At 74.3% G+C, this 9383-nt stretch carries 6 protein-coding genes; all 6 read right to left on the bottom strand.

The window, feature by feature from the left end:
- Window positions 1-100: 100 nt before the first annotated feature.
- On the bottom strand, window positions 101-742 hold the full coding sequence (locus ACFY4A_RS11175) for an IclR family transcriptional regulator (protein ID WP_390829132.1): 642 nt from the start codon (window positions 740-742) through the stop codon (window positions 101-103).
- Window positions 743-1061: 319 nt separating this feature from the next.
- Entirely contained in the window at window positions 1062-2915 is a 1854-nt protein-coding gene (locus tag ACFY4A_RS11180) for a DEAD/DEAH box helicase (RefSeq protein WP_390829133.1), read from the bottom strand.
- A gap of 217 nt (window positions 2916-3132) precedes the next feature.
- On the bottom strand, window positions 3133-4602 hold the full coding sequence (locus ACFY4A_RS11185) for an MFS transporter (RefSeq protein ID WP_390829134.1): 1470 nt from the start codon (window positions 4600-4602) through the stop codon (window positions 3133-3135).
- A 93-nt stretch (window positions 4603-4695) separates the two neighbouring features.
- Complete coding sequence (locus tag ACFY4A_RS11190) at window positions 4696-5292, bottom strand: SUKH-4 family immunity protein (RefSeq protein ID WP_390829135.1); 597 nt, start codon at window positions 5290-5292, stop codon at window positions 4696-4698.
- 310 nt (window positions 5293-5602) lie between these two features.
- The gene (locus ACFY4A_RS11195) at window positions 5603-7906 is read right to left on the bottom strand and encodes a xanthine dehydrogenase family protein molybdopterin-binding subunit (RefSeq protein ID WP_390829136.1); all 2304 of its coding nucleotides are present in this window, start codon (window positions 7904-7906) and stop codon (window positions 5603-5605) included.
- Window positions 7903-9383, bottom strand: a 1481-nt coding sequence (locus ACFY4A_RS11200; protein ID WP_390829137.1) for a 2Fe-2S iron-sulfur cluster-binding protein, incomplete at its 5' end; no start/stop codon positions are given. The genes ACFY4A_RS11200 and ACFY4A_RS11195, both read right to left, overlap by 4 nt.

Consider the following 9383-nt stretch of genomic DNA (forward strand, 5'->3'; position numbering starts at 1 on the left):
CGGCGGCACGACGAGAGGTACACCGGCGGCACGGCACGAGAGGGGCCGGCGGCGGACGAGGTGGTCGTTGGGACGGCCGAGGTGGGCCCGGTGACGGTGGCTAGCGCAGGGCCTCTGCCACCTCGCGGGCCGCGTGTACGACCCGTGGGCCCACCCGCTCCGGTACGGAGTCCGCCAGCATGACGACCCCGACGCTGCCCTCGAGGCCCGTCACGCCGAGCAGCGGTGCCGCCGCGCCGCAGGCCCCGGCCTCCAACTCGCCGTGCGTCAGGGTGTAGCCGGGTTCCGCGGCCGCCTGCCGGCGGGCCGCGAGGATCGCCTTGCCCGCGGCGCCCCGCTCCAGGGCGTGCCGGAAACCCGCCCGGTAGGCCACGTGGTAGTCGGTCCACGTCGGTTCGACCACGGCGACGGCCAGCGCCTCCGAGCCGTCCACCAGCGTCAGATGCGCGGTCGCACCGATGTCCTCGGCCAGCGACCGCAGCGCGGGCAGCGCCGCCTCCCGCACCAGCGGATGCACCTGGCGGCCCAGCCGCAGCACCCCCAGCCCCACCCGGGCACGACCGCCCAGATCACGGCGGACGAGCATGTGCTGTTCCAGGGTGGCGAGCAGCCGGTACACCACGGTCCGGTTGACGCCCAGTTTGTGCGACAGCTCGGTGACGGTCAGCCCGTGGTCCGTCTCGGCCAGCAGTTTGAGGACCCTCAGTCCCCGGTCGAGCGTCTGGGAGGTCTCCGCGGTCACGACGCCCACTCCTTAGTGGTGAGGTCGGCGGCCCTCTTCGCGTCGGGCGCGTCACCGGGTCCCGTCGGTGACGCGCAGAGGCCGCCGATCGGCCGGCGGTCCGGGCCGCCCCGGACTGAAGTCGCTTCACGGCTGCGCTCCGCGGCTGCGCTGCCACGGTGCGTCGGCGTAGCGGGACACTAGCGAAGCCGGTTCGCTGAGCGGAAGCCTCCGTCCAGAATCCGGTCACCGTCCGGTACGGACTGCGCCGTTCCTCCCGATACGTAATCCGGCGGTGCCGTCGGACCACGCATCAGGAACGCGCGGTCGCACCCGCGTGTCACTTCATCCGCGTCGCCCACTCCTGCACCTTGGCGATGCGCTGGCGCAACTGACCCGCCGTCGCCTCGGCGCTGGGCGGGCCGCCGCACACCCGGCGCAGCTCGGTGTGGATGACCCCGTGCGGCTTGCCGCTCTGGTGGACGTACGCGCCGACCATCGTGTTGAGCTGCCGGCGCAGCTCCATCAGCTCCTTGTGGGTCACCACCGGCCGCCGCTCGGCGGGCAGTTCGAGCAGATTGGCCTCAGCGTCGGGCCGCTTGCGGCTGTGCGCGATCTGCCGGGCCTGCCGCTTCTGCAGCAGCAGCTGCACCTGCTCGGGTTCGAGCAGGCCCGGGATGCCGAGGTAGTCCTGCTCCTCCTCGCTGCCCGGGTGGGCCTGCATCCCGAACTCGGCGCCGTCATAGAGGACCCGGTCGAAGACGGCGTCGGACTCCAGCGCCTCGAAGGGCAGCATGTCCTGCTCGCCGGTGTCCTCGTCCTGCTCCCGGTTCGCCTCGTCCATCTCCTTCTCGGACTCGGCGTACGGGTCCTCCTCGCCGTCCTTCTTCGGCTTGTCGAGGGCGTGGTCGCGCTCGACCTCCATCTCGCCTGCGAAGGTCAGCAGGTCCGGGACGGTCGGCAGGAAGACGGAGGCGGTCTCGCCGCGCCTGCGGGACCGCACGAAGCGGCCGACGGCCTGGGCGAAGAAGAGCGGAGTGGAGATGGTGGTCGCGTACACCCCGACCGCGAGCCGGGGCACGTCGACGCCCTCGGACACCATGCGGACCGCGACCATCCAGCGGTCCTCGTTGCCGCTGAAGTCGTCGATCCGCTGCGAGGCGCCGGCGTCGTCGGACAGGACGAGCGTCGCGCTGCTGCCCGTGATCTCGCGGATCAGCTTGGCGTAGGCGCGGGCGGAGTCCTGGTCTGAGGCGATGACCAGGGCGCCGGCGTCCGGGATGGCCTTGCGGACCTCGGTCAGCCGCCGGTCGGCGGCGCGCAGCACGGCCGGCATCCACTCGCCGCGCGGGTCGAGCGCGGTGCGCCAGGCCTGGCTGACGGCGTCCTTGGTCATCGGCTCGCCCAGCCTGGCCGCGACCTCGTCGCCCGCCTTCGTGCGCCAGCGCATGTTGCCGCTGTAGGAGAGGAAGATGACGGGCCGGACGACGCCGTCGGAGAGGGCGGAGCCGTAGCCGTAGGTGTAGTCGGCGGCCGAACGCCGGATGCCGGCCGTGTCCTCCTCGTACGTGACGAACGGGATGGGGTTGGTGTCGGAGCGGAACGGCGTACCGGTGAGGGCGAGCCGGCGGGTCGCGGGCTCGAAGGCCTCCAGACACGCCTCGCCCCACGACTTGGAGTCGCCGGCGTGGTGGATCTCGTCGAGGATGACGAGGGTCTTGCGCTGCTCGACGCGGTTGCGGTGCAGCATGGGGCGCACGCCGACGCCGGCGTACGTCACGGCGACTCCGTGGTACGACTTGCCGAGCGGGCCCGCGCTGTACTCCGGGTCGAGCTTGATACCTATCCGCGCGGCGGCCTCCGCCCACTGCTTCTTCAGATGCTCGGTCGGCGCGACCACGGTCACCTGCTGGACGACGTGGTGGTGCAGCAGCCAGGAGGCCAGCGTCAACGCGAAGGTCGTCTTTCCCGCGCCGGGGGTGGCCACCGCCAGGAAGTCGCGGGGCTGGGTCTGGACGTACTTGTCCATCGCGGCCTGCTGCCAGGCGCGCAGCTTCCCGGCGGTACCCCAGGGGGCGCGACCGGGAAAGGCGGGCGAGAGATGGTGCGAGTGGGACGAGCTGGCAGACGTAGGGGTGGGCCCGGAGGGCCCTCCGTTGAGGGTGGTGGCGGGTGACGGGCGGGCGGTAGTCACGGTCTCCGGTTCGGTGCTGGGGGCTCGGCTACGTATGACGACCGGGCCACCCTACCGGCGGCCCGGCGGTGTCAACGCGCCGACGGCACGGCGCCACCCGGGGATGGGACTGAGGTCACATCCCCTCGTGAAGGCACCTCAGCCGCCTGGCGATCACGCCCGGATCCTCCAGGCCGCCTGACGCCACTTCGACGGTGGGGCCACTGTGGTACCGGAACTACACCGCTCGCAGCCGCCGCGTCACCCACGCCCCCGTCAGCGCCACCGCCGCCATCGGGAGGAACACCACCGCGAACGCCGCCGGGTGGGAGGCGGAGGCGGCGGTTGCCGCGGTCGTGTGGGCCACCGTGCCGCCGCCGAGCGCGGCGAAGGCGGCGCCGCCCGCGGCGAGCAGGACGACGTTGGAGAGGGCGTCGGAGATCTGCAGGGCAGCGGAGTTGGTGCCGGCCTCCTCCGGGGCGGACAGCCGCAGCAGCAGCACGCTGGTGGAGGCGATGACCAGGCCCATGCCGAAGCAGCCGAAGGCCCAGGCGACGGCGACGATCCAGACCGGGACGGCGTCGATCAGCACACTGGGCGCGGCGGCGATGGCCGCGGCCACCAGCACCATCCCGAGGGTCATCAGCCGCTCCCGGTGCGGCGCCATCCGCGGCTGCGACTGCACCCACGAGCCCAGCGCCCAGGTGACTCCGCCGGCCGCGAGGGAGAACCCGGCCAGCGTCGGGGACAGCCCTCGCTGGGTGACGAGCATCAGCGGCACGAAGGACTCGGCGGCGATGAAGGAGCCCGCCGCGACCCCGCGCAGCAGCACCACGGACGGCAGCCCGCGCGCCGCCCGGTACGTGCCGCGCGGCAGCAGCCCCCGCACGGCCGGAACCAGCAGCGCGGCCCCTACCACGCCGGGCAGCAGCGACACCCAGCGCAGGTCCTGGGCCGCGTACTGGAGCAGCCCTGCGCCCAGGGAGATGGCGAGGGCGAGCCGGATGCGGCGCAGGTCGAAGGATGACTGCCCGGCGCCCTCGCCGGCGCCCTCCCCCACCGGGCCGCCCGCCCGCCGCCGTATCTGCGGCAGGGCGATGGCCAGCGGGAACACCACCAGTACCGGGATGCCGACGAACACCCAGCGCCAGCCCAGGTGCTCGGTCACCGCGCCCGAGGCGAGCGGGCCGACGATCGACGGGACCACCCAGGCCGCCGCGAACGCCGCCATGATCGACGGGCGCAGCCGCTCGGGGTAGGCCCGGCCGACGACGACGTACAGGGCGACGATCACCAGACCGCCGCCGAGCCCCTGCACGGCCCGCCCCGCGATGAACACCCACATCGTGCTCGCCGTCCCCGCCAGCAGCAGCCCGGCCACGAACGAGCCGATCCCCGTGGTCAGCGACCCCAGGGGCCCCCGGCGGTCCGACCACTGCCCGGAGAGCACCATCCCGAACAGGCTGGTGGTGAAGAACCCCGAGAACGCGAACGCGTACAGCGACACCCCGTCCAGCTCCCGCGCCGCGACGGGCATCGCCGTGCCGACGGCGGTCGCCTCGAAGGCGATCAGCAGGACGACGGAGACGATGCCGATGCTCAGCGCCCGGTGGCTGCGGCTCAGCACGGTGTCGGTCGCCACGTCGTGGGGACCGGATCTGACAGAGGTGTCCGCGACCTCGGTGTCGCGCGGTTCCAGGGCGCTCATGGTGGTCAGCGTAAGGTGCGCAGCCCGCTTTGGCCCCTGTCGGGAGTCGGCCCGCGGCCGGGACCTTGGTCGTAGGCCGTGCGACCGAGCGGTTCAGCGGCGGGCGGCCCGGCGGCGCAGGAGCCAGAGGGTGAAGGCGAGGGTGGAGACGTCCTTGGTGAGGGGGGCCGGCGTGGCTTCGGGTCCGCTCCAGGTGAGGACCTCGCCGGTGGTGCCGTCGACCAGCAGGCTGCTGCCGCCGGCGAAGCGGCCGAGACGTATCAAGTCGTGGGCGCGGGCGGGGAGTTCGTCGGACCAGAAGTCGTCGGGGCACTCGTCGGCGCAGAACTCGGCGAGGGTCGGCAGGGGTACGTCGGTGTCGGACTGGAGGAGTACGCCGTCCTCCGGCAGACCCGTGTCGCGCAGGAAGCGGCGGGTGGGCTCGTGGGTGAGCGTGGCGGGGAAGTCGACTTCCTCGTAGCGCGCGACGCGGCCGTGGCCGAACTCACGGTGCAGCAGGCGGGCGCGCAGGTCGAGGGTCAGTCCGGAAGCCGTGCCGGGCCTGACGGCCGGCACCGCCGGGCGGACGCGGGCCGCCGGGCGGGTGGGAGCCGCCGCCGGGCGGACCGCGAACCCGCCGTAGGCACGGCCCAGTTCGCGGTCCGCCTCGGGCAGGGTGATCACCCTGACAACAGTGTCGGTCGTGCTCATCGCTCCCCCGTGCGGTTCGGTTCAGGTTCCGGGACGGACGGCGTCCCGGGCTGGGTGGGACCGGGCGCGCTCCGTCTCGGGCAACGGTCCTCGTCCCCACTGCCCGAAGACTACGCCCCCGCACTGACAACGCCCCAAAACGGAAGACGCCGGGCGGGCGCCCGGCGTTCCTTCCCGGCCCGCATCACCACGGTTCCCGGCCCGCATCACCACGGTTCCCGGCCCGCATCACCACGGTTCCTGGCCCGCATCACCACGGTTCCTGGCCCGCATCACCACGGGCGGACACCCCTCACTGCGTGGTCACGACTCACTGCGTGGTCACGACCGCGGCCTGCGGCCGGATCGGCAGGCGGTTGACCGGACGGCCCGTGGCGGCACGCACCGCGGAGGCGACGGCCGCCGGGGAGGTCACCACCGGTACCGCGCTGACCGCCTTCGCGCCGAAGGGGGCGACGACGTCCCGCTCCTCGACCAGTTTCACGATCCGGACGTCGGGCGCGTCCAGGGCGGTCGGCAGGGCGTAGCCGGTCAGGTCGGGGTGGCGGACCAGCCCGCGCGGGGTGCGCAGGTTCTCGGTGAGCGCGATGCCCACGCCCTGGGTGACGCCCCCCTCGATCCGGGCGGCCAGCTGGGCCGGGTTGAGGACCCGGCCCACGTCCTGGGCGAGGGCCATCTCCACGACCCGTACCGAGCCCAGTTCGATGTCCACGTCCACCACCGCTCGGATGGCGCAGAAGGCCAGGCCCACGAAGGCGTCGCCCTGGCCCGACTCGTTCAACGGCTCGGTGGGGTGCGGGCGGCACTGGGCGGTCGCCCACAGCTCCTTGCCGTCCAGTGCCTCCGTGACCGTGGTGGACAGCACGCCGTCGTACGACGTGATCTTGCCGTCGGTGATCTGGAGCAGCTCGGTGGACATGCCGAACTTGTGGGCGAGGGGCTGGAGGAGCTGGGTGCGGACCATCTTGGCCGCGCGTTCCACCGCGCCGCCCGACACCCAGGTGTGACGGCCGCGGCAGCCGGCGCCTGCCGGCGGCTGGTCGGTGTCGACCGGGGCCACGTGCACCTCGTCGATGCCGAGCGTGTCCTGGACGATCTGCCGGGCGAGCGTCGTGAAGCCCTGGCCGGATTCCACCGCCGCGCACAGCACCGTCGCCACTCCGCCCTGCACCCGCACGGTCGCCGTGGAGACCTCGTCGGCGCCCTCCGCGCCGAGCATGTGCACCATGCCCAGTCCGTAGCCAACGCCCCGGCGAACCGCCCCCGGTTCGCCCGCTCCCTCGAGGCCGCCGGGCAGCAGCCACTCCTCCTCGGGGACGTCCTTGGGCAGCGGCGGCAGCGGATGGTCCCTCACGGCCTGGAGCAGTTCGGCGACCGGGGCCGGGCACGTCACCGTCTGGCCGGTCGGCAGTACGTCGCCGGTCGCCATGACGTTGCGCAGGCGCACCTCGGCCGGGTCCAGGCCGAGCTTCTTGGCCAGCTTGTCCATCTGCGCCTCGTAGGCGGCGCACACCTGCATCGCGCCCTCGCCTCGGACGTGTCCGGAGGGCGGGTTGTTGGTGCGCACCGCCCAGCCCTCGATGAAGGCGTTCGGGACGACGTAGGGACCGCAGGCGAAGGACACGGCGGCGGCGAGGGCGTCGGACGAGGTGTCGGCGTAGGCGCCCGCGTCCAGCAGGATCTGCGCCTCGACCTTGACCAACGTGCCCTCGGCGTCTGCGTGGTGGCGGTAGCGCAGGAGCGTCGGGTGGCGGTGGGTGTGCCCCAGGAAGGACTCCTCACGGGTCGCCGTGAGCTTCACCGGGCAGCCGGTCTTCAGCGCCAGCAGGCCGAGCGGGAGCTGGAAGCCCTGGTCCTCGCGGTCGGCCGTGGCGCCCGGCACACCGGTGACGACGATCTTCACGCGCTCGGGATCCAGGCCGTAGCAGGCGGCGAGCGCGTCGCGGTCGGTGTGCGGGTCGGTGGAGGCCAGGTACAGCTCCACGCCGCCGTCGGGGCGGGGCACCGCGAGACCGGCCTCGGCCCCGATGGGGGCCGGGTCCTGGCGGCCGATGCGGTACAGGCCCTCGACGACGACCTCGCCGGCCGCCTCCGGGTCGCCGTGGCGCAGCGGGATGTGCCGGATCAGGTTGCCGTCGGGGTGCAACGGCTCGGCCTCGAAGGCCTGTTCGGGGTCGGTCACCGGGTCGAGCACCTCGTACTCGACGATGACGGCGGCGGCGGCCATCCGCGCGGTGTCCGGGTGGTCGGCGGCCACGGCCGCGATGGGCTCGCCGTGGTGGCGTACGACCTCGGAGGCGAACACCGGGCGGTCGGGCGTGCCGCGGCCGTGGACCGGGCGGCCCGGGACGTCCTCGTGGGTGACGACGGCCCGTACGCCGGGCATCTCGCGCGCGTGTGCGGTGTCGATGGAGACGATGCGCGCGTGCGGGTGCGGCGAGCGCAGCACGGCCGCCCACAGCAGGCCCTCGGCCCAGAGGTCGGCCGCGTACGGGAAGGTGCCCTCCGTCTTGGCGCGGGCGTCGGCGGCCGGCAGCGAGAAGCCGAGACCGTGCGGCAGCGGTTCGAGTGCGGGGGCGGTCTCCGCGGCGGCGGTGGCGGCTTCCTTGCTCACGCCTGGCCTCCGTCCTGGCCGTAGGGGTCGTGCGGTGCCGGGGTGTCGAACGCGGAGGGGTGGACCCCGCCGGCGCCCGGACCCGCCTGGTGGGGGATGCGCGGCTCGTCGGCCTCCTGCTCGGCCTCGTCCGCCGCGGAGTGCGCCTCGCGTTCGGTGACGACCTCCTTGACGGCCTGGAGGACGCCCCGGTAGCCCGTGCAGCGGCACAGGTTGCCGCACAGCGCCTGGCGGGTCTCCAACTCGGTCGGGTCCGGGTTGCCCTCCAGCAGGTCGTGCACAGTCATCGCCATGCCAGGCACGCAGAAGCCGCACTGCACAGCGCCGCACCGGGCGAGCGCCCGCTGCACGTCCGAGGGCTGCCCGTCCACGGCCAGTCCCTCGACCGTGCGCACCTCGCTGCCGGCCGCGGTGACCGCGGGCACCAGGCAGGAGGCGACCAGGCGTCCGTCGACCTGCACGTTGCAGGCGCCGCACTCGCCCTGCGAGCAGCCGTCCTTGGCGCCCGCGAGCCCGAGCCGCTCGCGCAGCACGTACAGCAGCGACTCGCCGATCCAGGCGTCGGTGACGGGCCGGTCGGCGCCGTTGACGCGCAGCACGTACGAGGCGAGCGGGTGCTCGTCCTGCGGGGCCGCGGGAGGCGGGTCCTCCTGGGTGGCGGCATCCGGCTGCCCGGCGTCCGGGTCCGGGGTCGCGGAGGAGCCCGTGGCGGGCTCCTCGGCGGCCCGGGATGACGGTTGGGTGTCCTCGGCCGGGCCGGGCCGCGCGGACGGCTCGGCGGGCCCCTCGGCGGCCTCCGCGGCCCCTCGGGCGTCCTCGCCGGCCTCGACCGCGCCGGAGGCGGGCCGCGGCGAGGACCCGGCCCGGGGCGGCGAGGCCTGGGCGCCCTGTTCCGCGCGGAGTTGGGCTTGCCGCTCCACCGGGGCGCTGCCGCCCTGCCTTCGCGCAGCGTCCGCGCCCTGTCCGTACGGAGCCCCGGGGCCCTGAGCGGCGACGGTGTCCGCGCCGGTTCCGGTGAAGGGAGGGGCGGTTGCCGTGGAGGCGGCGGCCTCCGGCGCGGGCTCCTCGCCCGTGCGGCGGCCCCCCGCCGGACGGCCGTCCGCGCGGGCCGCGCCCGACGGCGGCTCGCCCTCGCGTGCGGCGTCCGTCGAAGTCCCGTTCCCGTAGGCGTCCTGGCCCGCCCCGGCACCGTGCCCTCCCGCGCCGGATCCTCCGGCCAGGGAGGCGCCACCGGTCATGCCATCAGCGGCGGAAGACCCCGGCAACCGCACATCTCCACGCGCGCCGTCCACCACAGTCCCGAACGCCGCATCAGCCGGCCCGGCACCATGCCCGTCGCCGGGAGGCCCGGCCGGGAAGGCGCCACCAGTCACGCCGCCCGCGGCGGAAGACCCCGGCAACCGCACATCTCCACGCGCGCCGTCCACCACAGTCCCGAACGCCGCATCAGCCGGCCCGGCACCATGCCCGTCGCCGG

It is taken from the genome of Streptomyces sp. NPDC001292, assembly GCF_042896465.1.
In the GTDB taxonomy this organism is placed as follows: Bacteria; Actinomycetota; Actinomycetes; order Streptomycetales; family Streptomycetaceae; genus Streptomyces.

What these genes read in the sequence shown, in the direction of transcription:
- ACFY4A_RS11185 (WP_390829134.1), bottom strand. Translation starts at nt 4,602, where the DNA reads ATGAGCGCCCTGGAACCGCGCGACACCGAGGTCGCGGACACCTCTGTC.
- ACFY4A_RS11190 (WP_390829135.1), bottom strand. Translation starts at nt 5,292, where the DNA reads ATGAGCACGACCGACACTGTTGTCAGGGTGATCACCCTGCCCGAGGCG.